This is a genomic window from Sporosarcina sp. FSL W7-1349 (genome assembly GCF_038003045.1).
Lineage (GTDB): Bacteria > Bacillota > Bacilli > Bacillales_A > Planococcaceae > Sporosarcina.
In genome coordinates this window covers 248,859-275,316 of sequence record NZ_JBBOOK010000003.1, presented here as the reverse complement: position 1 = coordinate 275,316, position 26,458 = coordinate 248,859, and the positions used below count along the sequence as shown (strand labels likewise).

General features: G+C 46.8%; 26 protein-coding genes. 14 read left to right on the top strand and 12 right to left on the bottom strand.

The annotated features are described in order from the left end of the window. Window positions 1-5: 5 nt before the first annotated feature. From yugI to MKY41_RS19845, 4 genes are all read right to left on the bottom strand, one after another. A complete protein-coding gene (yugI, locus tag MKY41_RS19860; protein WP_340746712.1) occupies window positions 6-380 on the bottom strand; it encodes a S1 domain-containing post-transcriptional regulator GSP13 in 375 nt (124 codons plus the stop codon). Window positions 381-551: 171 nt separating this feature from the next. Next, complete coding sequence (locus tag MKY41_RS19855) at window positions 552-2,237, bottom strand: methyl-accepting chemotaxis protein (protein WP_340746848.1); 1,686 nt, start codon at window positions 2,235-2,237, stop codon at window positions 552-554. 260 nt (window positions 2,238-2,497) lie between these two features. Continuing rightward, window positions 2,498-3,639 (bottom strand): IS3 family transposase gene (locus MKY41_RS19850; protein ID WP_340743851.1). Its coding sequence is split into 2 segments (ribosomal slippage): window positions 2,498-3,366 and window positions 3,366-3,639, totalling 1,143 coding nucleotides; the frame shifts between segments, so codons are not numbered across the junction. Between the two features lie 125 nt (window positions 3,640-3,764). Further along, window positions 3,765-4,025 (bottom strand): DUF1871 family protein, encoded by a 261-nt coding sequence (locus tag MKY41_RS19845; protein WP_340746711.1) that lies wholly within the window; start codon window positions 4,023-4,025, stop codon window positions 3,765-3,767. Between the two features lie 82 nt (window positions 4,026-4,107). Here MKY41_RS19845 and MKY41_RS19840 point away from each other — a divergent pair, with 82 nt between their 5' ends. Next, window positions 4,108-5,283 (top strand): MalY/PatB family protein, encoded by a 1,176-nt coding sequence (locus MKY41_RS19840; RefSeq protein WP_340746710.1) that lies wholly within the window; start codon window positions 4,108-4,110, stop codon window positions 5,281-5,283. Between the two features lie 402 nt (window positions 5,284-5,685). Here MKY41_RS19840 and MKY41_RS19835 read toward each other — a convergent pair whose 3' ends face one another. Together MKY41_RS19835 and MKY41_RS19830 are read right to left on the bottom strand one after the other, a co-directional pair. Beyond that, window positions 5,686-5,907, bottom strand: a complete 222-nt coding sequence (locus MKY41_RS19835; RefSeq protein WP_340746709.1) for a hypothetical protein — start codon at window positions 5,905-5,907, stop codon at window positions 5,686-5,688. 40 nt (window positions 5,908-5,947) lie between these two features. Next, window positions 5,948-6,535: a peptidylprolyl isomerase gene (locus MKY41_RS19830; RefSeq protein ID WP_340746847.1), complete on the bottom strand. Its 588-nt coding sequence runs from the start codon at window positions 6,533-6,535 to the stop codon at window positions 5,948-5,950. 510 nt (window positions 6,536-7,045) lie between these two features. On the opposite strand from MKY41_RS19830, the gene MKY41_RS19825 reads away from it, so the two are divergent. Beyond that, on the top strand, window positions 7,046-8,275 hold the full coding sequence (locus MKY41_RS19825; protein WP_340746846.1) for an MFS transporter: 1,230 nt from the start codon (window positions 7,046-7,048) through the stop codon (window positions 8,273-8,275). 65 nt (window positions 8,276-8,340) lie between these two features. Continuing rightward, entirely contained in the window at window positions 8,341-10,194 is a 1,854-nt protein-coding gene (locus tag MKY41_RS19820) for a transglycosylase domain-containing protein (RefSeq protein WP_340746708.1), read from the top strand. Between the two features lie 10 nt (window positions 10,195-10,204). On the opposite strand, the gene MKY41_RS19815 is transcribed toward MKY41_RS19820, so the two are convergent. After that, window positions 10,205-10,780 (bottom strand): YufK family protein, encoded by a 576-nt coding sequence (locus MKY41_RS19815; protein WP_340746707.1) that lies wholly within the window; start codon window positions 10,778-10,780, stop codon window positions 10,205-10,207. Window positions 10,781-11,212: 432 nt separating this feature from the next. Between MKY41_RS19815 and MKY41_RS19810 the strand changes: the two genes are divergently transcribed. The 8 genes from MKY41_RS19810 (at window position 11,213) to mnhG (ending at window position 18,192) form a co-directional block, all read left to right on the top strand. Continuing rightward, the gene (locus tag MKY41_RS19810; protein ID WP_340746706.1) at window positions 11,213-12,223 is read left to right on the top strand and encodes a DUF1646 family protein; all 1,011 of its coding nucleotides are present in this window, start codon (window positions 11,213-11,215) and stop codon (window positions 12,221-12,223) included. 205 nt (window positions 12,224-12,428) lie between these two features. After that, on the top strand, window positions 12,429-14,837 hold the full coding sequence (locus MKY41_RS19805; RefSeq protein WP_340746705.1) for a Na+/H+ antiporter subunit A: 2,409 nt from the start codon (window positions 12,429-12,431) through the stop codon (window positions 14,835-14,837). After that, entirely contained in the window at window positions 14,824-15,246 is a 423-nt protein-coding gene (locus tag MKY41_RS19800) for a Na(+)/H(+) antiporter subunit B (protein ID WP_340746704.1), read from the top strand. The genes MKY41_RS19805 and MKY41_RS19800 overlap by 14 nt, the downstream gene beginning before the upstream one ends. Next, a complete protein-coding gene (locus tag MKY41_RS19795; RefSeq protein ID WP_041070713.1) occupies window positions 15,246-15,587 on the top strand; it encodes a Na(+)/H(+) antiporter subunit C in 342 nt (113 codons plus the stop codon). The genes MKY41_RS19800 and MKY41_RS19795 overlap by 1 nt, the downstream gene beginning before the upstream one ends. Beyond that, on the top strand, window positions 15,580-17,064 hold the full coding sequence (locus tag MKY41_RS19790; RefSeq protein WP_340746703.1) for a Na+/H+ antiporter subunit D: 1,485 nt from the start codon (window positions 15,580-15,582) through the stop codon (window positions 17,062-17,064). Before MKY41_RS19795 ends, MKY41_RS19790 begins: the two co-directional genes overlap by 8 nt. A 6-nt stretch (window positions 17,065-17,070) precedes the next feature. After that, a complete protein-coding gene (locus MKY41_RS19785) occupies window positions 17,071-17,550 on the top strand; it encodes a Na+/H+ antiporter subunit E (RefSeq protein WP_340746702.1) in 480 nt (159 codons plus the stop codon). Beyond that, window positions 17,547-17,828 carry a Na(+)/H(+) antiporter subunit F1 gene (locus MKY41_RS19780; protein WP_340746701.1) on the top strand — a complete coding sequence of 94 codons (282 nt, stop codon included), beginning with the start codon at window positions 17,547-17,549 and terminating at the stop codon, window positions 17,826-17,828. Before MKY41_RS19785 ends, MKY41_RS19780 begins: the two co-directional genes overlap by 4 nt. Further along, complete coding sequence (mnhG, locus tag MKY41_RS19775) at window positions 17,812-18,192, top strand: monovalent cation/H(+) antiporter subunit G (protein WP_340746700.1); 381 nt, start codon at window positions 17,812-17,814, stop codon at window positions 18,190-18,192. Before MKY41_RS19780 ends, mnhG begins: the two co-directional genes overlap by 17 nt. A gap of 45 nt (window positions 18,193-18,237) precedes the next feature. On the opposite strand, the gene MKY41_RS19770 is transcribed toward mnhG, so the two are convergent. Beyond that, window positions 18,238-18,462 (bottom strand): hypothetical protein, encoded by a 225-nt coding sequence (locus MKY41_RS19770; protein WP_340746699.1) that lies wholly within the window; start codon window positions 18,460-18,462, stop codon window positions 18,238-18,240. Window positions 18,463-18,634: 172 nt separating this feature from the next. Between MKY41_RS19770 and MKY41_RS19765 the strand changes: the two genes are divergently transcribed. Beyond that, complete coding sequence (locus tag MKY41_RS19765) at window positions 18,635-20,677, top strand: catalase (protein WP_340746698.1); 2,043 nt, start codon at window positions 18,635-18,637, stop codon at window positions 20,675-20,677. Window positions 20,678-21,062: 385 nt separating this feature from the next. Here MKY41_RS19765 and MKY41_RS19760 read toward each other — a convergent pair whose 3' ends face one another. Further along, entirely contained in the window at window positions 21,063-22,568 is a 1,506-nt protein-coding gene (locus tag MKY41_RS19760) for a leucyl aminopeptidase (protein ID WP_340746697.1), read from the bottom strand. A gap of 149 nt (window positions 22,569-22,717) precedes the next feature. Here MKY41_RS19760 and MKY41_RS19755 point away from each other — a divergent pair, with 149 nt between their 5' ends. Beyond that, a complete protein-coding gene (locus MKY41_RS19755; RefSeq protein WP_340746696.1) occupies window positions 22,718-23,194 on the top strand; it encodes a divergent PAP2 family protein in 477 nt (158 codons plus the stop codon). Between the two features lie 40 nt (window positions 23,195-23,234). Here MKY41_RS19755 and MKY41_RS19750 read toward each other — a convergent pair whose 3' ends face one another. The 3 genes from MKY41_RS19750 to MKY41_RS19740 form a co-directional block, all read right to left on the bottom strand. Beyond that, window positions 23,235-23,552 (bottom strand): YuiB family protein, encoded by a 318-nt coding sequence (locus MKY41_RS19750; RefSeq protein ID WP_340746845.1) that lies wholly within the window; start codon window positions 23,550-23,552, stop codon window positions 23,235-23,237. Window positions 23,553-23,757: 205 nt separating this feature from the next. Continuing rightward, the gene (locus tag MKY41_RS19745) at window positions 23,758-24,972 is read right to left on the bottom strand and encodes an NAD(P)/FAD-dependent oxidoreductase (protein ID WP_340746695.1); all 1,215 of its coding nucleotides are present in this window, start codon (window positions 24,970-24,972) and stop codon (window positions 23,758-23,760) included. A 276-nt stretch (window positions 24,973-25,248) separates the two neighbouring features. Beyond that, window positions 25,249-25,614 carry a HesB/IscA family protein gene (locus MKY41_RS19740; protein ID WP_340746694.1) on the bottom strand — a complete coding sequence of 122 codons (366 nt, stop codon included), beginning with the start codon at window positions 25,612-25,614 and terminating at the stop codon, window positions 25,249-25,251. Window positions 25,615-25,721: 107 nt separating this feature from the next. Here MKY41_RS19740 and MKY41_RS19735 point away from each other — a divergent pair, with 107 nt between their 5' ends. Then, complete coding sequence (locus tag MKY41_RS19735) at window positions 25,722-26,420, top strand: DUF2225 domain-containing protein (protein WP_340746693.1); 699 nt, start codon at window positions 25,722-25,724, stop codon at window positions 26,418-26,420. Window positions 26,421-26,458 lie beyond the last annotated feature (38 nt).

The following is a 26,458-nucleotide window of genomic DNA, read 5'->3' as shown; positions in this document are numbered from 1 at the left end:
CTGGATCACTGCCCCGATTTTTCAATCCAATCCTTCAATTTATCTTTCAAAGAATTGAACCCTTCGGCGTCATGTTCTTTGACGCGGGCCTGCAGCGACTTTCTCGGACGGTGGTCCCGCCGAGCATTGACCGGCGCTTCCGATAATGCGCGAATCGACAGACTGACTTTTTTAGCTTCTGGATCGACGTCCAGGACTTTGACTTTCACTTCTTGTCCAACGGATAAATAATCATGAATATCCTTTACAAACCCGTACGTAATTTCGGAAATGTGTACAAGCCCTTGCGTTTCCTCATCCAGCGCTACAAATGCACCGTATGGCTGGATGCCTGTCACAGTACCGGTGAGCTCTTCTCCCGCTTTGTATGTTTTCGCCAATTGAAACAGCTCCCAATCTATACTTTATCCCTCTTCTGCCGATATGGCCATCCAAAATTATAACATGTTAACAGAAGACAGGCAAAAAGTCGACTTTTTGAAACGAAAGGGAGAGGAAACGGAAATCGCTATACATTAAGTAACTGAAGTTCCTCAGATAATCGCGTCCGGTTAAATCTGAAATCTCATGACTTGCCGATTGAGTTCCTCAGCGAGCTTAGCTAGCTGCAAGGAACTTCCCGCCACTTCTTCCATGGAACTGCTTGTTTCTTGGGCTGACGCCGATGTTTGCTCCACGCCGGCGGCCGACTCTTCTGAAATGGCTGCGATTTCCTCAATCGTTACACTCATTTGCTGACTATTTATCACGATGTCGGACAAGTTATCCGACACCACTTGAATATGGTTTGCCATCTCGACGACCGCCCCTTGAATTTGACGGAAGGTTTCTCCTGTATGTTGAATTTGATGTCTGCCGGTTTCCACTTCCTCATACCCTTTGATCAGGGACTCGGCTACGATGCTCGATTCGTGTTGAATGCTACCGACAATCCCCGTAATATCCGTGACAGATACGGAAACTTGTTCAGCCAATTTCTTCACTTCTTCTGCGACAACAGCAAACCCTTTCCCGTGTTCGCCTGCCCTCGCGGCTTCAATCGCAGCATTTAAGGCCAATAAATTAGTTTGGTCTGCGATATTTTGGATTACCTCCACCAGTTTGGAAATCTCCTGTGACTGTGCATCCAAACCTTGAATTTTCTTCACGGCTTCTTGAACAATCAAATCGATCTTCACCATCTGTTCTGTAGAAGTTTCCATTAACCGACTACCTTCCGAAGTCATATGCAAGACCTCTGTAGAGGAATGTTGGACTTGCCCGCCTCTTTCATTGGCCTCCTCCACCTTTAGCGTGAAGGACTCCATCGTAATCGCTAATTCACTTGTACTGCTAGCTTCTTCTTCGATACCGGAAGACAATTCCTGCATCGTGCTGACAACTTGTTCGGTTGCGAGACTCACTTCGTTGGAGGTTTGCGTCAACTCTTCACTTTGACTTGAAACGCTTGCCGACACTTCATTGATTTGAGTTAATAAATTACGTATATTAGCATTCATCTCATTCGTCGACTGGACAAGACGGCCGACTTCGTCTTGCGATTTCGTGAACAGCGGTTCCAGGCTTAAGTCCCCTTTGGAAATGGCCTGCATTCGTTCCATGACAGTTATGATAGGTTTTGAGATGAGACTTGATGTCACGAAAGCAGCTAAAATACTAAGTACGATGACCAATATAGTAATTATGGTAATAATGGATAAGGTTGACTCGCCGTTCGAAATGACCGTCTCGCCTTTTTCTTCGATCAATTGCATGGATTTTGTGGCCAAATTATTGTAGCCATCCATTATTTCGCGTGCCATAGGTGTCAATTTAACTAGATTCTCGTATGCCACTTCCGTATTTCCACGATCATATTCCTCAAAAACTGTTTCTACAACCGCAGATCTCCATTTGACGGTTTGCGCAATAAGCTCATCAAATTCTTCTGCAACCCCTAATTCCCGAGCAATCGCTTCATAATGTTTCCCCATTTCTGTATAGTTGGAAAATCGCTCTTTAAATGAAGGATCCCCTTCTAAGACATAGCCACGGGCCGTACTAATCCTATTTGCCATCGTTGTTTCTAATTGTTGCTTGGCTGTCAGTAATTGAAGTTCTTTCCTTACAATATCCTCCGTATTGGCATTGATTGTTCGAATTGAAATATTATTATAAATACCCATTAGAATTACTAAAAAAATGACAAGGGAAAAAGCAAAAACTAACTTACTTCTTATACTTTTAAACTTTAACACCAACTACATTCCTTCCTGTATGTAAATCCTGTTGCCTGACTCCCTGAAAATCCCCCTTTCTATTTCATCAGGACTATTCTCAGTGCATCTTTTCTATCTTCCACCTTTCGACATAATTCGACAATGAATAGTAAGTATCATTATTAGTTTATTTATCAAACCCTCAAAATGAAAATTAGTATAGAAGACCTTGTAGAAATAAAAAAAACCCATACCTTGGGCACTGACCACCTTTTTTGAGACAAGTAAAAAACACCTTATTATGCAGCCATTTGCCGGTATTGTACCGGTGATTGGCTGTTTAATTTCGTTTGAATGCGGATATTGTTATAATAAGTAATATATTCTTCGACAATCTGCATCACATGCGCATTGGTAGTGCGATAGATGTCGTCGAGGTAGAACGTTTCCGACTTTAGCGAGGAGTGGAACGTTTCGATTGGGGAATTATCAGCGGGTGTGCCTTTACGGGACATGCTCATGGTAATTCCCTTTTCTTTTACTGCCATTTGATAGGCATATGATGTATAAACCGAGCCTTGATCGCTATGCAACATACAGCCCTCCGGTAAGTCCGGTAATTGATGCAACGTATCCAAAACGAAAGTGGTGTCCTGGATGAAACCGATGGTTTGGGCCACAATTTCTCCGTTGTAGACATCAAGGATACTTGAAAGATACATCATGGATTGGCCGAAGGGCAAGTAGGTAATATCTGTCACCAACTTCTCCAAAGGCTTAGAAGCAGTAAAATCCCTCTCTAACAGGTTCGGTGCTACATGTGCGGGCTGCCCGGTACGTTTGCGTCTCTTCACTTTCACACGGCACTGCCAACCATGTTTCTGCATGACATGTTGTACCGTCTTCTCACAGACTCCTGGATATTGAGCCGCAATCTTCCGGTACCCATATCGGAATTTATGCTTCTTACACAATTCGCCAATCTGCCGATCCCGCGCCTCCTTTGGTGTCTCATTCCCCTCTTGGGCTTTCCAGCGATAATACGATGAACGACTGATACCCATGTGTCGGCAGATCTCTCCTATAGACATATCTCCACTCCATTCTTCCACTAACTGAATCACAACTTTTGGCGCCACTTCCTTTCCAATTCTGCGTACTTTTTTAATACTTCGACCTGTTGTCTCAGAAAGCGATTTTCAGCCTGCAATCTCGCTGTCTCACTTTCATACTCGGGTCCTTTGCCGAAGGCATATTGCTTGCCGACCGGTTGTGCAAGACGGTGCAATTCACCATTCCGATACCATCGCATCCAAGTTTTCAGCTGTGTATAGTTCCGGATGTTCAGTTCCTCCATTACTTCTTTCACAGGAACACCCGCTAACCGCATTTCAATCGCCTTCAATTTCACTTCTTCTGGATAACTAACTCTAGTTCCCATAGAAAAAACACCTCCACGTTGATGTATTAAGGTTCAATACCCGTTTTTCAACGTAAGGTGTTTTTATTTGTCTCATTTTCTTAGGTCAGTTCCTTGTAAATTACTACAGGGTACGGGTTTTTAAATCAGACAATACATTTCGCCTCGTATTTGATAGCGATTAATTTATAGGAAATCTGCATACAGTTCTCGATCGGTATCCACATCTCATAGGAATGTTCGTAGATTTCACGAATCCGTTTCGCAAGGTCGGTTGGATGATCCAGTCGCTGTAATTCGGATACGACATCGGCAATCTCCATCTCATATGCCTTTTTCCCGACTTGGAAGGGATCCCATTCTTCTAATAGTGAAACCGCTTTTTTATTCATCTCGATTGTTTGCACGATAGGTCACCTTATTTTTTTCTTTAGTCAAGTTTATGATAGCATAGATATGAAAAAAGGAAAGTAGAAAGAGGGGATTCTCGTGAGCGTATTTGAGCAAATGTGGGAAAGACGTAATACCCGTTCGATGAAATGGGACCGATTGACAACTGTCTATGGACTGGAAGACGCTTCAGATATTTTACCGATGTGGGTGGCCGACATGGACTTTGCGGCTCCTGATGTGGTCATCGATGCTATCAAGAAACGGCTGGAGCACCCGGTTTTCGGCTATGCTTCTGAATTCGACGATTGCCGGGATGCGCTGCGTAACTGGCTCGGCGACCGATATGGATGGAATACGGAAAGCGATTGGATGCAGTTCCATCAAGGGGTCGTTCCAGCAATCGCCACCATTATCGAAACCTTAACGGAAGAAGGAGATGGCGTTCTCATCACCACTCCCGTGTATCCGCCGTTTTTCCGTATTCCTCTTCAGCAGCAACGGACTGTGGTCGAGAGTGAAATGAAGGAACGAGATGGCCATTATTCCATTGATTTCGAAGACTTTGAAGCGAAATTGAAAGACAATGTGAAAGTGTTCCTCCTCTGCCACCCGCATAATCCAGGGGGCATCGTCTGGCAAGATGAGGATTTACAAGAAATGCTGCGGCTCTGTGCCAAATATGATGTCCTCGTCATTTCGGATGAAATCCATGCAGACTTAGTATTTCCAGAGTACACTCATACGCCGCTCGGCAAAATTGCCGGGGATGAGGCAAATCGGATCATCACTTGCGTAGCTCCGACAAAGACGTTCAATCTGGCAGGGCTTCAGGCAGCTGTCACCATCTCGCCTGACCCTGAAATCCGGAAGAAACTCCGGGACAACGCGATGGCGCGGGGACAGATGGAGATGAACACCTTTGCCGCAGTCGCATTCAAAGCGGCCTATGAACAGGGCGGCCCATGGCTGGAGGAATTGCTTGAAACACTATCATCGAATATGGATTACGTCATCCGGGAGTTACCTGCCGCCATTCCAGAAATCAAAATCAACAAACCGCATGCCACCTATTTGCTCTGGGTCGATTATCGGGAGACAGGGCTCTCTGAAAAAGAGATGATGGACCGCCTTCTTACGAAGGGGAAAGTCGCTTTGGAACCAGGAACCAAGTATGGTGAAGCGGGCCGCGGTTTCCTCCGGATGAATGTCGCCGCTCCCCGCTCGCTGATCGAAGAAGGCGTCGAACGGTTCATCCGTGCGTTACAAAACTAATTTCCCTAGAACAAAAGCGCAGGGCGCTTGCTCAGTTAAGGTCCGCAGTCTAAGTTCGCCGCGTCCTGCGGCAACGACTGCATGACCGGCATCCTGCCGGCCTCAGGCATAAGACGAAGATGCGGCGTGGTGCTTTTTGCCAATCGAACAGCGCAGGGTTCGATTTGCCGTATTTCTGCGCACTTTGCAGAAATTAAGGCACGCTCCTCGAGCAGCTTTGGCTTATGACCCCGAGCCAATCGAACAGCGTAGGGTTCGATTTGCCGTATTTCTGCGTATTTTGCAGAAATTAAGGCATCCTCTCTCTAGCGCCCGGAGCTGGACGTAAACAAACCTAATTTTGAAGGTTATCCACATGCCCGAATTTTATAATTTCCTAAGCAATAAAAAAGAACAGCATCCTCAATTCTGAGGATGCTGTTCTTTTTCTCTTGCTGCTTGGCGTTCGCGTAAAATCCGCTCTTCCAATTCCCTCGTCTCTTCTTCCTGTTTCTTCGAGTGTCGACGAATCCACATGAAAGTCAAGACAAGCAAGATCATGAAAAATGTGAAGGAAATGGCTGCGGGAATATACTCCGATTTGTCTTCAGGGAAGTAAAGGAACGGCATTAAAATCGCGTTCATTTACAAACACTTCCTTATCTCATTGAATTCACAAGGTTGTTTATTTCTGGAGGATTTCAATCGATTCGATTTTCACGTCTTCTGCCGGTTTGTTTTGTGCCCCGGTTTTGACAGTCGCAATTTTATCGACCGTATCCATGCCTTCGACCACTTGTCCGAATACCGTATGCTTTTGGTCAAGATGCGGGGTTCCACCCATTTCTCCGTAGGCTTCCGCAATTTCTTCCGGCCATCCGCCGTTTTTCAGCTGCTCTACAGAGGCGTTGGCTGATGCTGCCTGGACGATGAAAAATTGGCTGCCGTTCGTGCCAGGGCCCGCATTGGCCATTGATAGGGCTCCGCGCAAGTTGAATAGCTGCATGGAGAACTCGTCCTCGAACGTATCTCCGTAAATGCTTTCGCCGCCCATGCCTGTTCCAGTCGGATCTCCGCCTTGGATCATGAAATCATTGATGACACGGTGGAAAATGATCCCATCGTAATAGCCATTTTCTGCATGTGTCAAAAAGTTCTCGACCGTTTTTGGTGCGAGCTCCGGGAAAAGTTTAATCTTGATCGGGCCGAGTGTCGTGTTCATAACAACAAGTGCTTCGTTCGCGGCCACTTCATTCGAAAGCTGTGGATACATGGTTGTTTCCTCCTTAGTGATGGTTGTTTCCTGTTCGTCCGCCGGCTCCGTTTCAGCTTGTTCGGCTTCATCGACCTCTTCCGGCTCTTCAGGTTGTTCTGGTTTTTCCGTTTCTTCTGCTTGTCCGTCTATGTTTTCCTTCTGGACATCCTGTTTCTCGGTCCCACATGCCACTAGGGACATGAGCAAAAAGAGTGTCAACATAGAGAAGATCATTTTTTTCAAAATCATTCACCCTGCCTCATTTTAGCATATCTGCTCTTCCTTTTCGATAATCAATTACTCCCTTGACGTTATTCACGTTCACATTTTGCTCAAAAAGTTCCTTTCAAAATCTTGACACCTGCCGGGAGATGCAGAATAAAGCACGTTTCTTTCTTCAAAGTCCGAACTGTTTTATACTTGATTTATCCAAATCCCCTACCTTCGTAGATAGGGGGATTCAAAAAAGTGCAAAAGGGTATTGATTTACTTGCAAGTACGACACAGCTTAGAAAGCGGGTTTTCGGAATGAACGTGCAAAAGCGGAATTTCATCATTATTTGGATCTCCAACTTTCTCGTAGCCGGCACGATGACGATGATTATGCCCTTTTTGGCCCTCTATATCGAAACGTTCGGCGACCATTCGGATGCCTACGTCCAAAGGTGGTCCGGTCTCATCTTCGGGGCGACCTTCGTGACGGCCCTTCTGATGTCGCCGATCTGGGGACGGGTTGCGGACAAGTATGGATTTAAACCGATTCTGCTCGTCAACGGATTCGGCATCGCGACTTCGGTATTTCTGATGGGATTTGTCCAATCGGTCGAAACTTTTTTCCTCCTCCGTCTTGCCAATGGAATTGTGACGGGGTTCATCCCTACCTCCTTGGCTTTCATCTCCTCTCAAACCGCGAAAGAAGAGGCGGGTAAAATGCTAGGTACGTTGCAGATGGGAAGTGTGACAGGGACGCTGTTCGGTCCCGTATTGGGCGGATTGTTGGCGGATGCCTTCGGTTTCCAATATACGTTCATCATCACATCCATTTCCGTGACGATCGCCGCCATTATTGTGCTGCTCGGATTGAAGGAAAAGAAGAAAACGAGCAACAAACGGGTTTCCCCTTACTCCCGTAAAATGATTATCCACGGAATTTTACACCATCGCTTAATGCTCAATGTCATGATTATTACGGCGCTGATCCAAATCGGGAATTTCAGCATTCAGCCTCTGCTCTCGCTGTATGTAGCCGAATTGACCGATGCCAAAGATGTCGCTTTCCTGGCAGGCGTAACGTTTAGTGCGGCAGGGATTGGCAATCTTTTATTCGCCCGCCGTTGGGGAGTGTTAGGGGATGATATCGGGTATGAAAAAGTGCTGTCCATCCTACTCTTGCTCTCGTTTATCTTCATCATCCCCCAAGCATTTGTCACTCAGATTTGGCAGTTGTTCATCTGTCGCCTTCTATTCGGCATTGCTGTCGGCGGCATGATCCCAGTCACGACGGCGCTGATTCGGCGGGAAGCCCCAGTCGATGTCCAAGGTGAAGTAATGGGGTATAATACGAGCTTCCGTTTTCTCGGCAATATCATTGGCCCGATGATCGGCGGGGTCCTTGGTGGATTCCTCGGCATTTCTTCCGTCTTTCTCATCACCGGTGTCCTCTTTTTGGTCGGCTTCGCTTTCCTCTTCTACGCCCGCCGAAAAACCGAAGTGGATTTCGAACATTATTTGATGAATGAAAAACTATCGAAAATATAGCACACTCCCAACCGGAGTATGCTATATTTTTTCTATGGAATTGATTGGATAAAGGAGGGGCGAAGTTGAAGCAGTTGGTAGGATTTTTAATGATTATCCTTACATTTCCCATTCTGTTCATCGTTCAAAAAGCGATTGCCGAGGAATTGAAAACAGCGGACTCTTTTCATACGCAGATGAGCGAATCAATCGAGCTCTCCCCCCCTCCCATCACAGTCCCCGTCGTTATGAAAGATCGGAACGGTCTTCTGTTTGCCGAAGAATATGTCGAATGGAGGGATCCGCTCCCGCTAGATGCCATCCCTATTTTCGCGCAACAGCTTTTTTTAGAAAGCGAAGATCAAGGCTTTTTTGAGCATCGGGGATATGATGTCGCGGCAATTGTCCGCGCCTTTGCTGTCAACGCCGCTTCCGACGATACGAAACAAGGTGCCTCGACAATTACACAGCAAGTGGTCCGGATGCGGTTTCTATCGACAGAGAAAACCTATGAACGGAAATTGACGGAGCTGTTTTACGCGGCGGAACTTGAGAAGCAATCGACCAAAGATGAAATTTTGGAAATGTATTTAAACGAGATGTTTTTCGGCAATCAAGTATACGGACTCGGTGCCGCCGCCACGTACTACTTTAGCAAGCAGCTTGGAGAATTGACCGAGGGGGAAATGGCTTTTCTTGCTGCCATTCCAAATAACCCGTCACTATACGATCCTCTTCGGCATTTTGACAACACGAAAAAGAGGCAGGAACGCCTCCTGGATGTCCTTGTGAACAATAGCGTTATCACTGCGGAGAATGCTGCGAACTATAAAAATGAAAAAATTGTACTACATGTTAAGAAGAAGCAAAATGCCTTCCCCGTTTACAGTACATATGTCATGTCCGAGCTCTCCGAATTGATTGCCCGATCGGAAGGACTTTCCAAACAACTGGCCGAGGCGAAGGATGAAAATGGAAAGATGGCGATCCGGACGGCCATCGCCAACCGGACGCGTGAAGTGCTGGCCGCCGGGGTCGTCATTGAGACGGCACTGGATCCAAGTAAGCAAAGACGGGATGAAGAACGGGTATCCGCGCAGTTATACCCGGCGGGACTTCAAGCGGGGGCGGCCGTCATCGAAAACGAGACGAGGGAAATCATCAGTCTATACGGCGGGAAAGATTATCGGAAAGCCGATTTCAACCGGGCCTATCAAGCAGTGCGGCAACCCGGCTCCGCCATCAAACCGCTGCTAGTCTATGCCCCGCTGTTTGAAAGCGGCCCGTACACGGAAAATACGCCCGTGAACAGTGATAATATTTGTATCGGCTCGTACTGCCCGACGAATATCGGGGGCTATGTGTATGGGACGGTTACAGTCAAAGAGGCATTCCGGCATAGTCATAACACGGCAGCCATCCGCTTATTGCGAATGGTGGGGATCCAGGACGCATTTGATTATATGAAGCCGTTTGGGTTCAAATCCGTCGTCGAGCAGGATATGAATTATCCAGCAGCGCTTGGCGGATTTTCCAAGGGAATGACGCCGTTGGAAATGGCATCCGCTTATACGAGCTTCATAGACGGTATGTATAAAACGCCGCATGCCATCCGTTCGGTCAAAAGTCGGGACGGTGACGTGCTTTACCAATGGGATGAGAAGAAAATCGAAGTGTGGTCGCCTTCTACGGTGAACGCGATGCGCCGCATGCTGCAGGACGTCGTGTTGAACGGGACGGGACGCGGTGTGACACATTCCACCTCCTATACGGGCGGTAAAACCGGAACGACCGACCAATATAAAGATCTATGGATGGCGGGATTGAATGATCGCTATACAACAGCTGTTTGGGTCGGCTATGACAGGCCGACACCGATGAAACGCTTAAGCGACCAAAAGATCCATCTGCGCCTCTTCTCCACATTATTAATGGACTAGCCGAAATTGGCTAGTCCATTTCATTTCCAAGGAAGGGCAAACTTGCAATTAACCCGTTATAGAGGCGCAGGAGGATGTATATAATGATTGATAGGAAAGCGCTCCAAATCGTAATCTCGAACACTAACAATCCGATTGTGCTGGCCACCGTCATGAACTTGCTGAGTTTATAAACCGTGAATACGAAATAGATGAACGTCGTGAGTAAAAAGATGCCCGCCAGCAGTTTGATGGAATTGATCCCCCCTGCGGAGACAAGAGAACCGAAGAAGTAGATGACATTGCCTCCCCTCGCTTCACTGTAGGATATGCCTTCCGGATCTTTTGAAAAAAAGAGCATCGCTGTTTCATGGATTGTTTGCGCGATCAGCTTCAGCGCGGAAAATAACATAAAAAACAGGAGTGCATAGACGACGAGAAGGAAGACGCGCAGCTGCATATCCGTCAAAAACTCGCGCATTCCTGAATAAAGCCCAATTTCCTTGAACAAGCCGATGGACGTACTCACTGTATAAACCCCAAACGTCAAGCTGAATAGACTGATGGTCACAAAAGGCAAGTAACCAAAAAGGTATGGATTTTTCATAGGACACCCCGATATAAAAAATATTCACCTTTCCCTACTATAGGGCTAACAATACTTATTGCAAGTATAGGGCAGAGTCGTTATGAATTTATTATAACGCTCGATCCACCTCTTGATATACACAAACTAGTTATAAAACACTGGCCTACTTCTCTCAACTGAAACGACTAGCACGTGGAGTACAAAAGCGCAGGGCGCTTGCTCAGAGGCGACAGGCATAAGCGAAGATGCGGCGTGGCGCTTTTTGCCAATCGAACAGCGCAGGGTTCGATTTGCCGTATTTCTGCGCACTTTGCGGAAATTAAGGCATCCTTCCTCTAGCGCCCGGAGCTGGACGTAAACAAGCCCAGTTTTGAAGGTTATCCACGTCCCAGGATTTTATAATTTCCTAAGCAAGAACAAAATTACGATAGTAAAGAGGCGAAATGGATTATGATAATAGGTTTAATTGTCATCCTGCTCTTCGTATTGTTCCTGCCGTTCACAGTGAAAATTGTTGAAAGGAATTTGGAGGTCTTTTTATTTTTGATGGGGTTTGCGGCTGTCCTAGTCAGTCAAGTTCTCGATAGGACCCTCATCATGAAAGCGCTTGAAGACCCGATACATATTACATTGGCCGTCGTTGTAGCTGGGTTGCTTTTCCGCTGGCTGCAGAAACCTGTCGAGAAAACGATACTCGGGATGAGCCGGGCGCTCCCTTTCCGTCTTTTCTTAGCGCTCATCGTTATTTTCCTCGGTATCGTTTCTAGCATCATCACTGCGATTATTGCGGCGATTGTTCTGGTCGCGGTCGTCAGTGTGTTGAGACTTGATCGAAAATCCGAAATCCGGCTTGTTATACTGGCTTGTTACTCGATCGGACTCGGCGCTGTTCTGACGCCAATCGGAGAACCGCTTTCAACTGTTGCTGTAAGTAAGCTCGATGAAAGTTTCTTTTATTTATTGAAGCTGATCGGTCCGGAAATCATACCGGGTGTTTTCATTTTCGGACTATTGGCTGCATTGATGATCCATCCGAAAAAGCAGTTTCGCAAACGGATGGACCAAGAGACCGAATCGTATATGGATATTCTGATCCGCGGCTTCAAAGTCTATCTATTCGTCATGGCTCTCACTTTGCTCGGTGCAGGTTTTGAGCCGTTCATCGAACGTTATTTGCTTGGGCTCAATCCGCTCATCCTCTACTGGATTAATATGATATCCGCCGTGTTGGATAACGCTACATTGGCCGCCGCGGAAATCAGCCCTGCCATGGATGATACGACCATCCAAGCAATTCTACTTGGACTCCTTATCAGCGGAGGGATGCTGATTCCGGGAAACATCCCGAATATTATCGCGGCCGGCAAATTGAACATTAAAAGTTTGGAATGGATGCGCTTCGCCGTGCCCGTCGGTTTAATCGCCATGCTTGCGTATTTTTTAGTCATCGTCTTTTTTTAGAAATGTTGATATTCTGTCACCTCCATCCGATTATTTAAATAGGAAGAAATTGAACCTTGGACAGTTCATGCTGTCCAAGGTTTTATTCTAAAAGGGGAAACAGTCAAATTGTCTTGCATTCAAACCTTTGAAAACGTCCTTATTTACGTTATACTTGAAAACAGCGAAAAAAATAATGTTTCACTCAATTGAAAGGAGGATTTTTTTGGAATTCGTGTTTTTGATATTCCTACCGATCGTCGCTGCATTGTTCGTGCCCTTTCTATATAAGAAAGTAAAAGGCATACATACAGGTTGGTTTGTACTACTTGTCCCGGTCGCACTGTTTCTCTATTACATCCGCTTGATCAAGACGACCATGGACGGAGGACATCTCATCTCTGAACTCCAGTGGATTCCATCGCTCGGAATATCATTTGTTTCGTATATTGATGGTCTCAGTCTCCTGTTCACCCTACTAATCACGGGGATCGGGGCACTTGTCGTGCTCTACTCCATTTTTTATTTGGATAAAAACCGGGAAAAGTTGGGCAACTTCTATGTCTACTTACTCCTATTCATGAGCGCTATGCTCGGCGTTGTCCAATCGGATAATGTCATTTCGCTCTATTTGTTTTGGGAACTCACCTCAATCTCATCATTCCTCCTCATCGGGTATTGGTATACGCGGGACCGCTCGAGATTTGGTGCTTTAAAATCGATGATGATTACAGTGTTTGGCGGATTTATGATGCTTGGGGGATTCATCCTTTTAGGAATTATGGGGGATACCTTTTCAATCCGGGAACTGATTGACCAATCTTCCGGTTTTGTCGGACAGTCCTTTTTCACTATCGCTCTAGTCTTGGTCTTGCTCGGAGCATTTACTAAATCCGCTCAATTCCCGTTCTATATTTGGTTGCCGGATGCAATGGAAGCGCCTACGCCAGTCAGTGCGTACCTCCACTCTGCCACCATGGTGAAAGCTGGACTCTATTTGGTCGCTCGTTTTACGCCGATTTTTGCCGCTTCCGAACTATGGATTTGGCTAGTGACCGGCATCGGATTGCTTACGCTGTTCTGGGGTTCATTCTTTGCCGTGAAGCAAACGGATTTAAAAGCGATCCTTGCGTTTTCAACGGTCAGTCAGCTCGGGTTGATCATGTCCTTGCTCGGCGCGGGAGCTATTACATATCATACCAATGAAGCGATTTTTGGATTTGCTATGTTCGCCGCTATCTTCCATTTGATCAATCATGCGACATTTAAAGGAAGTTTGTTCATGATTGCCGGAATTGTGGATCATGAGACCGGCACGCGGGATATCCGAAAACTCGGCGGATTGATGAGCATCATGCCGATCAGTTTTACGGTTGCTTTCATCGGATCCATGTCAATGGCCGGATTGCCGCCCTTCAATGGCTTTTTAAGTAAGGAAATGTTCCTGCAATCGATGCTTGCTTTAAAGCATTTCGAACTGTACAACTTTTCGACATGGGGAATTCTTTTCCCTGTCATCGCTTGGATAGCGAGCGTATTCACATTCATTTACAGCTTCTATTTTGTATTCCGGACCTTTGCAGGCAAAGGGAAAATCGAGACATTGCCAAACAAACCGCATGAGGCTCCAATCGGTATGCTGGTGTCCCCTGTTTTCTTGGCAGCGCTTGTCGTCACAATCTTCTTTATCCCGAATATCGTCGCAAAATGGTTCATCAAACCCGCCGTTATGGCAATCCAGCCTACGCTATACAATCACCCTTCCGAAATCGGGGTGCATGTTGCGGCATGGCATGGATTTGAATCGGTGGAGTTGTGGTTGACAGTCGGTGTGATTGCTGTGGGAGGCATTCTCTACAGTACGCTTTCCAAATGGCAGAAGCTCTACGACGTCCAACCGAATGGCCTATCTTTGAATCATTTCTATGATTCGGCGATGCTTTTCAGCGAACGCGGTATGAATAAGATATCTCGTTTCTACATGACGGGGCATATCCGCACCTATTTGATCATGATGTTCGCTTTTATCGCAGCTGGTACAATTGCAACGCTGTTCGGTAAAAATGCTTTCGTAGTCGATCCATCGAGTTTTGCACCGGTCCATACATATGGCGTTTTGACAGCGGTTGTCCTGTTGCTGGCTGTTTATATGGTCGTGGTCGCAAAAACCCGTTTGTCGGCAATCATTGCACTCGGGGCTGTAGGCTACTCGGTCGCCTTGTTCTTTGTCATTTACAAAGCGCCTGACCTGGCCCTAACGCAGCTTGTCATCGAAACCGTATCCGTCGCTTTATTCTTGTTAGCATTCCAGCACTTGCCGAAGCTGCAATCGCACGGAGAGACTAAGAAGAACAAATTGACCAATGCCATTATTGCACTGGGCGTAGGCGTGACGGTAACTTTAGTTGCCCTATCTGCCCATTCGCAAAAGTTAATCCCATCTATTTCCCAGTATTATAAAGATACGGTTTATTCGGAAGCGGCAGGCGGAAATATCGTCAACGTCATCTTAGTGGATTACCGTGGGTTTGATACTTTGTTCGAGATTGCCGTTCTTTCTATAGCAGGGATTGGCGTCCTGAGCATGATTCGTTTGCGTCTTGCAAGAAAGGAGAGTACGAATGAAAACAAATGATGTCATCTTACAGACGACAACGAAAGTCGTATTCTTCATGATTTTCCTTTTTTCCATCCATATCTTCTTCGCCGGCCATTACACACCCGGCGGAGGGTTTGTCGGTGGATTGCTGACAACGGGAGCCATCGTTTTATTGCTGCTCGCTTTTGATTTGAAAACGATACAGAGGGCGTTGCCGTTCAATTTCACGATTGTCATCGCGGTCGGATTGATCTTGGCTCTCGGTACAGCATCGGCATCCATCTTTTTCAACGTCCCATTTTTCACGCATGCTTTTGATGACTTCACGCTGCCTCTATTCGGTGTGACTTCCCTGCACACAGCGATGGCTTTTGACGCTGGAGTTTACTTGGTAGTGGTCGGGGCAGCCATCACGATCATACAGACGATTGGAGGCGATGTGTAATGGAACTGATCATGGCCATTGTTATCGGTGTCCTGTTTACCGCCGCCGTCTATCTGATCCTTTCACGAAGCTTATTGAAGATCATCCTCGGAACCGGTTTGTTGAGTCACGGTGCCCATTTGCTCATCTTGACGATGGGTGGCTTGGGCGGACCGGCACCTCCTGTTTTGGCGGAAGGCGTGACCGATTACGTCGACCCTTTGCCTCAAGCCCTGATTCTGACCGCAATCGTCATCAGCTTCGGAGTGACGGCCGTCATTCTCGTGATGGCGTACCGGGCCTATGCCGAGCATAAGACGGATAATATGAATCTGATGAAAGGAAATGACGAACATGATTAACTTACTTTTATTCCCGATCATTTTGCCATTCCTTTTCGCGATTCTGCTGCTCTTTTTCAAGGAAAATGTAAGACTTCAGCGAATTCTCACCGTCATCGGCCTGATTGTCAGTTTAGCAGCATCCCTACTACTGGTTGCTAAGGTGAAAGCAGATGGAGTTCAAGCTATCACGCTAGGCAGCTGGCCCGCCCCATTTGGCATTTCCATGGTTTCGGACATGCTATCTGCCCTGCTCGTGACGACGACGATTCTGATTACACTTTTCATCGTCATATACAGCTTTACCTCGATCGGCGAAGGGCGGGAGCGTTATTTCTACTATTCCGCCATCCTGTTCATGGTGACAGGGGTCAATGGAGCATTTACAACAGGCGATATTTTCAACATGTTTGTATTTTTCGAAGTGCTTCTCATCGCCTCGTACGTCCTGATTGTCTTAGGCGGGGAGAAAAAGCAACTTCGCGAATCGATTAAGTACGTCTTGGTCAACGTCGTTTCTTCGGCGCTATTCGTCATTACCGTTGCTTTCCTCTATTCCGTCGTCGGAACATTGAATATGGCTGACATCTCCGTGAAATTGACGGAAATCGGACCTTCGGGAATTGTCACGGTCATTGCGATTCTCATGTTAATCGTCTTTGGAATCAAAGGCTCGATTTTCCCGCTGTACTTCTGGCTGCCAGGCTCGTATGCGGCTCCTCCGATTCCGGTGCTTGCCCTATTCGGTGCCTTGCTGACGAAAGTCGGAGTGTATGCGATCATGAGGACCTATACATTGTTTTTCCTCACGGATATTGGCTTCACCCACAGTTTCCTGCTTGTCCTCTCGTTATTGACGGTCATCGCAGGTTGTATTGGAGCTCTTGCGTATTTTGATTTAAAACAGATTATCATCTACAACATCGTCATCGCGGTCGGGGTCATCCTGTTCGGTGCTTCTCAAATGAATGAAGCCGGCATTTCGGGAGCAATCTTCTACCTGATTCACGATATGTTGATCAAAGGGGCGCTATTTCTCTTGATCGGCATTATCATTCATGTGACCGGCACGTCGAATTTGCGGAAGATGGGCGGCCTGATGAAGACCCATGCCCCTCTTGGCTGGATGTATTTGATTGCTGCATTGGGACTGGCGGGCGTTCCTCCGCTTAGCGGCTTCATCGGAAAACTGCTGATTGTCAAAGGAGCATTTGAGGCTGGCCATATTTGGGGGAGCATTATCATTCTCGCTTCCAGCTTGATTGTCCTGTTGTCGGTCATCCGGATTTTCATCTACGCTTTTTGGGGAGAACCCCAACCGTTGGCGGCTCCGAAAGAGAAACAATCCTACCGCCGTCTGATGATGCCGGCCGTGGTTCTCGTCATTCTATCTGTCGTGTATGGAGTCGGAACCGAATGGCTGCTCCCTTATATGACGGATGCCTCGGATGTACTATTACAACCATCTATATACATAGATGCGGTGCTAAAGGAGTAGAGGACGATGGCATTTCAAATATTATTGAACTTTTTTATTGCCGTCGTTTGGATGTTCATGAACTCCTCCATGTCGGCAACAACCTTCATCGTCGGATATTTGATCGGTCTCCTTTTGATTATCATGATGAGACGGTTTTTCAAGACCCGGCTGTATATATGGCGTGCTTGGGCCGCGGTGAAGCTCACATTGCTGTTTTTTAAAGAATTGACGCTCTCGAATATCTCGGTATTGCTTCTCGTCATCCGGCCGAAACTGAATATCCAACCGATGATATTCGCTCTGCCGACCGATTTGGAACATGATTGGGAAATCACTTTGCTCTCCAGTTTGATTACCCTGACGCCGGGAACTATCGTCATGAACGTTTCGGATGATCAGCGCACTCTCTATATTCACGCAATAGATGTGGACGATGTGGAAGAAGCGATTGATTCCATCAAAAATTCATTTGAAAAGGCGATCAAGGAGGTGAGCCGGCCATGATAACATTCATTTGGGCTTGTTTAATAGTAGTGGTTCTCTGTATTATAGGGTTGCTCTATCGTGTCTATAAAGGGCCTTCCATACCGGACCGCCTCATTGCCTTGGATGGCATCGGTGTCATGCTCATCTCCGCCATTGCATTGCTTTCCATCCTCTTCGATACTGAGTTTTTCATCGAGGTCATATTACTGATAGCTATCATGTCTTTCATTGGAACGGTTTCCTTCTCGAAATTCATTGAGAAAGGGGAGATTATCGAACGTGACCGTACTAGCTAATAGTTTGATTGTCCTTACGATTGTCGTGGGTGTCATCTTTACGATTGTCACGGTGATCGGTGTTCTTCGATTGCCCGATGTCTATACACGGGCACACGCGGCTTCCAAGAGCGCGACACTGGGGGTTCTGAGTATCTTGCTCGGTGTCTTCTTCCACTTCTGGTTCAATGAAGGGCATTTCAGTATTCAACTTTTGCTCGCCATCGCCTTCTTGTTCATCACTTCTCCTATCGGGGGACATTTGATGAGCCGGGCTGCCTACTTGTCAGGTGTCAAGCCGAGCGATTTGACCGTTGGGGATGAACTGGCCGAAGTTGTCAAAAAGAACGAAAAGGGAAAAACCAAACTTCATGAAGAAGAATAAAAACACGCATGGTGCCGGTACTCCGGTCCATGCGTGTTTTTTCATTCAATAAAAGCCGCCGTAAAATCCGTAAGGCGAATATGGATACCCGTACGGATAATACCCATACGGATAATATGGGTACGGATATCCTCCATATCCATAGGAAGGAAATAGGACGGATCCGAGAAGCCCACCGGCCAATCCGCCTAAGAACGGCCCTCCAAATCCATACCCGCCACCATAACCGCCGCCATATCCACCATGTCGATAACCACCACGTCGAGGCATCGTCATCCCCCTTTCCCACTTATCCTATTCGTTGGTGACAGTATGAACGGGGATATCCGCCCATCATTGATTCAAGGCGCTGGCGAAATTGAGGCAGCGGAACTCCCAGCGCCCAACTAGTAACGAATAATTCAAACAACAGAACATAAATTGAGCATAAGGGGGGAGCTTATTGAGCGATAAACAAGATCGAAGTAAGAATGATAAGGAGAAACAACTTGAGTTTTTCAAGGTGGATGACAAAGGACAAAAGCTGACGACTAACCAAGGATTGAAAGTGTCGGAAGATGAATTTTCCTTGAAAGCGGGGATACGTGGCCCGACCCTAATGGAGGACTTTCATTTCCGCGAGAAGTTGACCCATTTTGATCATGAACGAATTCCCGAAAGAGTCGTCCACGCCCGGGGGTTTGCGGCACACGGAGAGTTTCAATTATATGAGAACATGCGCGAATTTACAAAAGCGAAATTCTTACAAAATACTTCAATTAAAACACCGGTGTTCGTCCGGTTTTCCACAGTCAATGGAGCTAGGGGATCCGCCGACACTGCCCGGGATGCGAGAGGATTTGCGACGAAGTTTTATACCGAGGAAGGAAATTATGATTTAGTCGCCAATAATATCCCGGTCTTTTTCATCCAGGATGCGATCAAATTCCCGGACGTTGTGCACGCCTTCAAACCGGAACCGGACAATGACATCCCGCAGGCTTCGACGGCACATGATACGTTCTGGGATTTCGTGGCCAACAACCAGGAGAGTGCACATATGATCATGTGGATCATGTCGGACCGGGCCATTCCGAGAAGTTTTCGCATGATGGAAGGATTCGGCGTGAATACTTTCCGATTTGTCAATGAACACGGGAAAGCTTCCTTTGTTAAATTTCACTGGAAGCCCCTGTTAGGAACCCACTCCCTCGTTTGGGAGGAGGCTCAAAAATTAGGGGGAGTAGATCCCGATTTCCATCGCAACGACTTATGGAATGCGATTGAACAAGGGTTTTATCCCGAATTTGAGCTGGGAGTCCAAATTTTGAACGAAGAGGATGAGTTTGCGCTCGGATATGATATTTTGGATGCAACAAAGCTTTGGCCCGAAGAAATTATTCCGGTTAAAATCATTGGAAAAATGACATTAAACCGGAATGTAGATAATTTTTTCGCTGAAACCGAGCAGGTTGCTTTCCATCCGGGCAACGTCGTCCCTGGGATTGACTTTACAAATGATCCGTTACTGCAAGGTCGTCTCTTCTCCTATATCGATACACAGCTGATCCGTCTCGGCGGTCCAAATTTCCATGAAATACCGATCAACAGACCAATCGTTCCCTTCCATAACAACCAGCGCGAAGGTTATCACCGACAAACTATTAATAAAGGGAAAGTGAGCTATCACCGAAATTCCTTGGCAGGAAACACGCCTGCTCCCGCAAGTGTGGCGGAAGGCGGCTACGCACATTACCAGGAGAAAGTAGAGGGGCGAAAAATCCAGGCTCGTAGCGAAAGTTTCGCAGACCATTTCTCCCAGGCAACCCTCTTTTGGAACAGCATGAGCCCTGCGGAAAAACAACATATCATTGATGCGTTCAGTTTTGAATTAGGAAAAGTGAAAAGTCTTTCGGTGAGAAAGCAAGTCGTCGATATGTTTGCGAATGTCAGTTTAGAATTAACAACAGCATTTGCAAAAAGAATCGGTGTGGCTCCGCCCTCCAAAGGCGGTTCAACCGTCGTAGAATCATCTCCGGCACTCAGCCAACAAAATACGATTTTCACTCCAAGCACACGGAAAGTTGCCGTAATACTAGCAAACGGTTTTAACGGTCCCGAGGTCAAGTATGTGATTGATCGCTTAACGGCGGCTGATCTGATGCCTGAATTCATCAGCGAAACCCAAGGGGAAGTTGTTGGTACGGATGGAGTTACATTTAACGTGGATCACACTTTCCTCACCGCAAAATCCGTTCAGTATGATGCCGTTTATATAGTGAACGGCAGTAATAAGAAATTCAATAAAGATGCGGCTTACTTTATCGATGAAGCCTTTTCGCATTATAAGCCGATCGGTGCCACCCACCAAGGAATACAGTTCCTCACCGTGAACAAATTTGACGGAAAACCTGGTGTGATTGCAGGCTATGACATTCGAGACTTTCCTGATGAATTCATCTGTGCGATTGCTGCGCATCGGTTTTGGAATAGGAAAATCGTTTGAACAACCTGCTGCATTATACAGCGACTATCTGCATGGTCTGCCGGCATTTCTTCATATAAGCAAGCAGTACGGGCGTACCATGGTTACCATGAGTACGCCTGATTTCTATATAAAACGTACTAAAGAAGTGGACACTACCAGCCAACCGTTGCTTTCCGTTCCAAATTTCGTTTGCGACGAAAGCACAGCGACAGGAGCAGGCGGACGCTTTCCGCGGGCACGGCTTCAATCAATCTAACAGCGAAGGGTTCGATTTGTTGCCAAACGCTACGCTTTTTGGAACAAAGGCCGTTCTTCGTGACGGCCTTCGCTGGAGTCGCCGCCTTCCACTACAAGCAACTGGAGCCACCCATTACAAATCATTTGTTCGTTCTATATAGAAGCCTTATTCTTCTTCAGCCTCCATCCGCTGCACCAAAGTCGCCAGCGTCCTAACCATGACGCCGGTTCCCCCCTTCGGCCCCAATTCGTGTGCTGAGGCGGCATCCGACGTACCTGCAATATCCAGATGGATCCAAGGAGTATTTTCTGCAAACTCTCCGACGAAGCCACCGCCGAAGATCATATGGCCATCCCGCCCGGGGGAGTTATTCAAATCGGCCATATCGCTTTTGCGGATCCGTTTTTTATCCTTTTCCGTCAAAGGCAAACGCCAAACGAACTCACCCGTTTCCGCTGACGCTTCCAAAAACTCCTCGAAAAAGGTCTCATCATTCGTCAAAGCCCCTGTTTTATCGTGGCCGAGTGCAACGATGACCCCACCAGTTAATGTCGCGACGTCAATCAGATAATTCGCCCCTGCCTGCTTCGCGTATGTCACTGCATCCGCAAGGACCAATCTTCCCTCGGCATCGGTGTTCAGCACTTCAATCGTTTTTCCGCTTAATGAAGTGATGACATCATCCGGCTTGAACGCTTCGCCCGATATCATATTGTCCGTGGACGCAATAACCGCGATGACGTTGCGCGCTGGACGTAATTCGCCGATGATCTGCATCGCACCGAGGACCGCTGCCGCCCCTCCCATATCCCCTTTCATCCCGACCATTCCATCTTTCGGTTTCAATGAATATCCGCCGGTGTCATACGTAATTCCTTTGCCGACCAAACCGATGACTTCTTTCCATTCTTCTGTTGCGGTGTATTTGAGCACGATGAGTTGGGGTTCTTCTACGGACCCTTGGTTGACCGCTAAAATTGCCCCCATGCCAAGCTCTTCCATCTCCTGTTTGCCGAGGACATGGATTTCGAAACCATACGTCTCCGCCAGTTGATGGGCATGAGCCGCCAATTTTCTGGCAGTCAGTATATTCGGAGGCATGTTCACAAGTGTCCGCGCTTCATTGACAGCCTTGGCATGGATTATGCCCACTTCAAAAGCCGCCTTCATCTCATCCGAATCTTGCTCGGTCAGAATTTGGACCGTTTCAATCCGTACGTCCTTCTCGTTGGATCCCGTTTTATAGCTCTCGAATTGATACGAACCCAATCCGATGCCTTCCCCCGCCAGGAATGCGATATCCGTATGGCCAAGGGAGTCATTTGTAAACGGTTCAAGCCAGACGGCGGCTGACGTAGCCTTGCTGGCAATCAATTCTTTCCCGATCGCGGCAAAAGACTCACGGATGCGGTCCTCATTCAAATCCTGCTTTGCTCCGAGTCCGATAAAGAAGACGCGGGCATACCCTTTCCCATCAAGCGCCGGCAATCTCACGATCTTTTTAAAATCGGTTTTCACATCACCTGTCTTGATCCATTCCGGTAAGCGGGAACTAAAATTTTCGACAAGCCGTTCCCAACCATCCACGTTTTCAGGATGTTCCGGCACCCCGATAATCAGAACATCGGCTGCCACTTTTTCAAATTGCGGTTCCACTATAATCGGCTTCATTCCAACTACCTCCTCTTTATCATCCAAGTCCATTATAACCGAAAGAAGCGGAAGCGTTTCCAAATGAAAGCCTCAAATCGGTTTTTGGAATGAAGCCGTTATGGTATACTAACAGTAATTCGAGTATTACAAAAAGGAGTGGACTCTTTATGGCCATCTTTCAAAACATCCCGCTCCTTGCGGCATTATTCGGCATTCTATTTGCACAGGTTGTCAAAATTCCAATCCATTATTTTTTGACAGGAAAACTGGATTGGAAGTTATCCACTTCCACAGGAGGCATGCCCAGTTCCCATTCGGCCGCGGTCACAGCGTTGACAACAGCGATTGCGTATGAAAACGGCCTGGACTCCAACCTTTTCGCCGTGTCGGCCATTTTCGCGGTGATTGTCATGTTTGATGCGACCGGAATCCGTTACCAAGCCGGGCAACAAGCATTGATCATCAATCAAATGCGGCTCGATTTCCAAACCTTTGTCCAAGAGGCTAAAGGATGGCAACAAAAAGACGGTCATCAAAAGATCCAGGAATTGAAAACATTACTTGGCCATAAACCAAGTGAAGTGTTCGCAGGAGCCTTAACGGGAATCCTCATCTCGGTCGTCATATATTCTTTCCTTATATGAGAAAAAAAGGTGCAGAGAAGCCACTCGCTTCCCTGCACCTTTAAAACATCTGATACCCTTGTTTCCGCAATAGTTTACTGATAATCCCCGCAATGATGGCTCCGACCATGCCGCTTGACAGGACAATAATATCCGTTGGCTGCAAAGCAAGGAATTTCTCGCCCAATAGTTGGAATGAATACTTCGGTTTTGTGAAGTATTCGAAGAATCTCACTTCGTCTATGATCAATATGACGATGATCGGATAAACGACCGCCATCAACCAAGTCATCCGGAGCAGCATATTCAGTAAAAATCCGATTCCGAGAAACATAACGATGAAAATCAATACCGATAGGACAACTTGTGTCAATGGCATTGTAGAAGAATTGACTGGCATTGCAGCAACTGTTTCCAACTTTCACAACCCCCGTTTTCCACTCCCCATTTTACATGAATCCGTGTCCGCTTTCAATCAACTGTCACCTGTTCGCCAATTTGTCGGATTTCACAATATCCACACTTTTTGAATAAAAAAACCTGCCTGTCATGGACAAGCAGGTACCAAATAAGTTCGTGTTTAATTAAAAGAAATTAAATTTCCCTTTTTTCAAAGTCAATCCCACGCCGCCAATGAGGAAGAGCGAACGATTATCGACCACTTTCTTCATGAAGGACGCTTGGGCACCGGTCATTTTCTTGCCGAACGCTACGCCGATTGCGTCGTCTTCGCCAAGGGAGGCGATGCTTCCTTTCAGATCCGGAACAAACTCTGCAGTCGGTTTGCCGCCCATCAAGGCAATGATATTATTTGCACACATATCCCCTTGCTGCATCGCAATTTGTGCAGTTGGCGGATAAGGCCGGTTGATTTCTTCATTGATCATCAATGCGCAATCCCCAATGATAAATACGTCAGAATAGCCTGGCGCGCGAAGATCCTTGTCGACTTTCACACGGGCACGCATGTTTTCAATACCTGTTTCTTCAATCAGGCGATTGCCTCGGACTCCTGCTGCCCATACAACGGTGCGCGCTTTGATGAATTCAAATTCCTCTTCACCTTTTTTGATCTTGACGCCTTCCGGAGTGGCTTCCACAACCGGAGTTCCGATGGAGAACTCGATGCCTTTTGCTTCTAGCTGGCGCACAGCGTAGTCCACCAAATCCGGTTCAAACCCAGGAAGGACCATCGGAGCCGCTTCTACACAAATGACGCGGACTTTTTCTGCCGGCACATCATATTCTTTGCAAAGCTCAGGAACGCGATTCCCTAATTCACCCAAAAATTCGATTCCCGTAAACCCTGCTCCACCTACGATAATAGTCAATCGGCTATCATCTTTCTCCTCTTCCACTGACCAAGTTGCAAATTGGTATTCGATATGGTCGCGGATTTGGCGTGCCGTATTGACGTTTGAAATGGAAAGAGCGTATTTATCAAGCCCAGGGATACCGAATGTCTCCCCTTCAAAACCAAGCGCGATCACGAGGTAATCGTATGAATGAGTCCCGACGTCGGTTGTAACGACTTTCCCTTGGACGTCGATTCCTTCAACAGTTGCCTGAATGAATTTAACCTTATTCGTATTGATGACACGATTGATATCATAGCGGACTTGTTCAGGAGTCAATGTTCCTGCAGCTGCTTCATGAAGCCATGTCGATTCATAATGGTACTCATTTTTGTTGATAAGTACGATATCGGCATCGTCTGCTCCAATCGATTTTTGCAAGTTAACAACTGTTGATAACCCGCCGTAACCTGCACCTAATACTAGAATTGTCGGTCTATTCAAGATCGAAACCACCTTTGGATTTTAATGTGCCTGGCCCGCATGAAATCGATTGCACCGACGATTTTTACAGTCCTGGCCGTTGTCAATAATTCGACAAACATCTACTACTAATACTAGACCTTTTGGCATTTCTTTTCAACTCTCTAATTGAAATAGGAATGCTTAGAAAATACAGAATTAGCGCAGTAAATTGCTCTTTCCATACAGCAACCCTCCTGCATCAGACAGGAGGGTCTATCTTACCGGCACTCAGCTTAAGGATACCGTTTTGTTCTGTTAGTCACATTGTTCAGGAGTTCCCTCTTTTTTAGCTGTACGGAATGATGTCCCACAGCCGCATGACGCGATCGCATTCGGATTATCAATAGTGAATCCCCCGCCCATCAAGGACTCTTTATAATCGACTTTCGTCCCTTCCAGGATGGCAGCATCCTCTTTGGAAACGACCACTTGAATCCCGTGTTGGGTCAACAACACATCTTCGTCCGTCTTCTCCTGTGCAAAACCTAGGCCATATGTCAGCCCACTGCATCCCCCGCCGTTTACAGCGACACGGAGAAACGAACCTTCCTCACCGTTATGGCGCATCATTTCCTTGACACGATATGCGGCGGATTCTGTAATTTCAACTACTTGATTCATCGCTGTTCACCTGCCCTTTTCTTTTCTATCATTATCATATCAATGAATTTGGAATGTGTGCAATCATTATCACTTTTGTCTCGATGTTTTACGTTATACTAGAGAGGATGGTTAGGAAAGGAACGATCAATATGGAACTCACTCCGGCTTATGATAAAAAAATGGAATGCCTGAACTGTAAAGGAAAATTCACTACCAAACGGATCCGCTCCCGATTAGTTCGTGTCGCTTCCCATGAAAGTGATTTCAAGCCAGTGTACGTGAACCAGGACATTAATCCACTCTTTTATAATGTAGCAGTTTGTCCACATTGTGGATTTTCATTCACCGATGATTTTTCACCTTATTTTGCACCCGGTACACGGGAAGCAATCAACGAAAAGATCACTTCACAGTGGAAGGAACGGTCCTACGGGGAAGAACGGACGATTGAGGAAGCGATTGAAGCATATAAGCTGGCCTATTTGAGCGCCATGTTTAAGAAAGAAAAAGACTTGACGATGGCTGGGATCACCTTGCGGATTGCATGGTTATATCGGGAAAAAGAAGAAGCGGATGAGGAACAGCGCTTCATGTCCATTGCCAAGACATTGTATTTGAACGCCTATTCGGAAGGTGATTACGTCGGCACCCAAATGTCCGAGACCCGGGTCATGTATATGATCGCAGAGTTGGCGTGGAAGACAGGGGACCGGGAAGAAGCGGTCCGGAGCTTCTCGCGCGTCATTGAAAGCCAACGGACGAGCACCGAACCTCATATTATAGAGATGGCCAAAGAACGATGGCAGGAAATCCGGGAAACCTGATGCACCCATCTAGCCGGACCTGTCACACCAACAGCAAA

Bases quoted from the DNA above. Each gene is read 5' to 3' on its own strand.
- MKY41_RS19835 (WP_340746709.1), bottom strand. From the start codon at position 5,907: ATGAACGCGATTTTAATGCCGTTCCTTTACTTCCCTGAAGACAAATCG.
- MKY41_RS19830 (WP_340746847.1), bottom strand. From the start codon at position 6,535: ATGTATCCACAGCTTTCGAATGAAGTGGCCGCGAACGAAGCACTTGTT.
- MKY41_RS19825 (WP_340746846.1), top strand. From the start codon at position 7,046: ATGAACGTGCAAAAGCGGAATTTCATCATTATTTGGATCTCCAACTTT.
- MKY41_RS19815 (WP_340746707.1), bottom strand. From the start codon at position 10,780: ATGAAAAATCCATACCTTTTTGGTTACTTGCCTTTTGTGACCATCAGT.
- MKY41_RS19810 (WP_340746706.1), top strand. From the start codon at position 11,213: ATGATAATAGGTTTAATTGTCATCCTGCTCTTCGTATTGTTCCTGCCG.
- MKY41_RS19800 (WP_340746704.1), top strand. From the start codon at position 14,824: ATGAAAACAAATGATGTCATCTTACAGACGACAACGAAAGTCGTATTC.
- MKY41_RS19795 (WP_041070713.1), top strand. From the start codon at position 15,246: ATGGAACTGATCATGGCCATTGTTATCGGTGTCCTGTTTACCGCCGCC.
- MKY41_RS19790 (WP_340746703.1), top strand. From the start codon at position 15,580: ATGATTAACTTACTTTTATTCCCGATCATTTTGCCATTCCTTTTCGCG.
- MKY41_RS19785 (WP_340746702.1), top strand. From the start codon at position 17,071: ATGGCATTTCAAATATTATTGAACTTTTTTATTGCCGTCGTTTGGATG.
- MKY41_RS19780 (WP_340746701.1), top strand. From the start codon at position 17,547: ATGATAACATTCATTTGGGCTTGTTTAATAGTAGTGGTTCTCTGTATT.
- MKY41_RS19770 (WP_340746699.1), bottom strand. From the start codon at position 18,462: ATGCCTCGACGTGGTGGTTATCGACATGGTGGATATGGCGGCGGTTAT.
- MKY41_RS19760 (WP_340746697.1), bottom strand. From the start codon at position 22,568: ATGAAGCCGATTATAGTGGAACCGCAATTTGAAAAAGTGGCAGCCGAT.
- MKY41_RS19755 (WP_340746696.1), top strand. From the start codon at position 22,718: ATGGCCATCTTTCAAAACATCCCGCTCCTTGCGGCATTATTCGGCATT.
- MKY41_RS19750 (WP_340746845.1), bottom strand. From the start codon at position 23,552: ATGCCATTGACACAAGTTGTCCTATCGGTATTGATTTTCATCGTTATG.
- MKY41_RS19740 (WP_340746694.1), bottom strand. From the start codon at position 25,614: ATGAATCAAGTAGTTGAAATTACAGAATCCGCCGCATATCGTGTCAAG.
- MKY41_RS19735 (WP_340746693.1), top strand. From the start codon at position 25,722: ATGGTTAGGAAAGGAACGATCAATATGGAACTCACTCCGGCTTATGAT.